Below are 1,868 nucleotides of genomic sequence, written 5' to 3'. Positions count from 1 at the left end.
GGACGTGCGCTGGAAAGCGGACGCCTGATTACCAGTAGTGCTCCGCTGTCATATGGCCCGGCCGGCGACGCAGATGTTTGGTCATCTGCCGGGTCTCTTTTAACAGCTGTTGGGTATCGCGCACCATTTGCGGGTTGCCGCACAGCATGACGTGGCTGGTGTCGGTGTTCATCGCCAGCCCGACCGCCTCTTCCAGCGCGCCGGTTTCAATCAGGAACGGCACCCGGCCGGTCAGCGAGCCTTCCACAGTTTCGCGGCTGACCACCGTCTGGATGCGTAATTTACCGGCGTAGCGCTGCTCGAGTTCGCGCATCAGCGGCAGATAGCTCAGGTCCGCGGCGTAGCGGACGGCGTGAACCAGCACCAGGTTGTTAAAGCGTTCAAGATCTTTGCCTTCCTGCAAAATTGACAGGTACGGCCCGAGGGCAGTGCCGGTCGCCAGCATCCACAGGGTATCGCAATCCGGTACTTCATCGAGGACGAAGAAACCTGCCGCTTCACTCACCACCAGGACTTCATCGCCCGGCTTCAGCGCCGCCAGACGCGGGCTCAGCTTGCCTTCCGGGACGGTGACCAGATAGAACTCGAGATCGGGATTGCCGGGGGCATTGACGTAGGAGTAGGCGCGCTGCACGCGTTCTCCGTCGATTTCCAGTCCGAGCTTGGTAAACTGCCCGGCGGTAAACGGATGAACAGGCGCCCGCACGTATAAACTGAACAAGGCATCCGTCCAGTACTCCACTTTTGTCACTTTGCCGCTAACCCAGTCCGCCATCGTCTTCTCCTGTTGCCAAGCGATGCCTTATCTTCGGTCCAGACGAGTAAGATTTCCACCCCGAAGGCACAAGAAAGCTCTATTGATCAAATATAAACGAAGAACAGGGCAACCGCCTGCGGACGGTTGCCTGGGAGAGAAAAAGCGGTATTACAGGATGTGCTGCTGGATGTCCGGATCTTTACGGTCGAGGTAATGAATCGACTGAATACGACGGATAGTGCGCGACTTGCCGCGGATCAGCAGCGTCTCGGTGGTGGCCATGTTGCCCTTGCGGGTGATGCCGTCCAGCAGATCGCCTTTGGTGATCCCGGTGGCGGAGAAGACGACGTTATCGCTGCGCGCCATTTCATCCAGACGCAGCACTTTGCCTGCTTCAATGCCCATGGTTTTGCAGCGCGCCAGCTCGTTTTCACCGATGCGGCGGTTCTCTTCGTTATCGCCCTTCACGTGGTGGCGAGCCAGCAGACGCCCCTGCATATCACCGTCGAGGGCGCGGATCACCGCGGCGGAAACCACCCCTTCCGGCGCGCCGCCGATGCCGTACAGTACGTCGACTTCGCTATCCGGCATGCAGGTGAGAATAGAGGCCGCGACGTCGCCATCGGGAATCGCGAATACACGCACGCCCAGCTGCTGCAGCTGGGCAATGACCGCGTCGTGGCGCGGTTTCGCCAGCACGGTGACGGTCAGCTCGCCCAGCGGCTTGTTCAGGGCGCGGGCGATATTGTGCAGGTTCTCTTCCAGCGGCAGATTGAGATCGATAGCGCCTTTAGCACCCGGGCCGACGATCAGCTTTTCCATATACATATCCGGCGCGTTGAGGAAGCAGCCCTTATCGCCGACCGCCATCACCGCCAGGGCGTTGGCCTGGCCCATCGCCGTCATGCGGGTGCCTTCGATGGGATCGACAGCGATATCTACCGCATCGCCCTTGCCGGTACCCACTTTTTCGCCGATATAGAGCATCGGCGCTTCATCGATTTCGCCCTCGCCGATGACGATGGTGCCGTCGATATTGACGAGGTTAAGCATAATGCGCATGGCGTTAACCGCTGCGCCGTCGGCGGTATTCTTATCGCCGCGGCCCAGC

The 1,868-nt window shown here is 60.0% G+C and carries 2 protein-coding genes; both read right to left on the bottom strand.

Annotated elements, in window-relative coordinates:
• Nucleotides 1-28: 28 nt before the first annotated feature.
• Complete coding sequence (fpr, locus tag CW267_RS29745) at nucleotides 29-775, bottom strand: ferredoxin--NADP(+) reductase (RefSeq protein ID WP_023298349.1); 747 nt, start codon at nucleotides 773-775, stop codon at nucleotides 29-31.
• Between the two features lie 150 nt (nucleotides 776-925).
• Nucleotides 926-1,868: class II fructose-bisphosphatase (gene glpX, locus CW267_RS29740; RefSeq protein WP_101148717.1), on the bottom strand; the 943-nt coding region annotated here is incomplete at its 5' end.

It is taken from the genome of Klebsiella sp. X1-16S-Nf21 (assembly GCF_002837615.1).
GTDB lineage: Bacteria > Pseudomonadota > Gammaproteobacteria > Enterobacterales > Enterobacteriaceae > Klebsiella > Klebsiella variicola.
Note: the sequence above shows the minus strand (reverse complement) of the source record. Positions and strands in the feature narration are given on the sequence as shown.

Excerpts from the sequence above, each read along its gene's own strand:
- fpr (WP_023298349.1), bottom strand. The coding sequence starts at position 775 with ATGGCGGACTGGGTTAGCGGCAAAGTGACAAAAGTGGAGTACTGGACG.